Source organism: Tritonibacter sp. SIMBA_163 (assembly GCF_046535935.1).
GTDB lineage: Bacteria > Pseudomonadota > Alphaproteobacteria > Rhodobacterales > Rhodobacteraceae > Epibacterium > Epibacterium scottomollicae.
Map to the genome: position 1 here is coordinate 1 of NZ_JAWJBP010000914.1, position 252 is coordinate 252.

1 protein-coding gene is annotated in these 252 nt (G+C 52.4%); it reads right to left on the minus strand.

The genetic code is table 11. The annotated features are described in order from the left end of the window. The coding region (locus R0J92_RS24990) for a hypothetical protein (RefSeq protein ID WP_411053666.1) at positions 1-222 on the minus strand (222 nt) is incomplete at its 3' end. Positions 223-252 lie beyond the last annotated feature (30 nt).

The window sequence follows — 252 nt, forward strand, 5'->3', positions numbered from 1 at the left end:
GCCGAGCGCCTCCCATTCGGCCGCATAAATGGCTGCTTTCAAATATCGCTCTATGGTGTGGATGACCTTGAACTTGCCGCGGTTGAGCTGACCAAACGAAGTGATGAGACTTCTCCATGCTGCGCAGAGGATTGCGCCGGCTACCGCCAATACAGCGATTCCGATCCCGCTGAGTGTTATGTCACCAGAACTCTCCACGATGATCCCGAAGGCTGCGATCAATGCACTATTCATCGTCAAGAAAAATGTGTT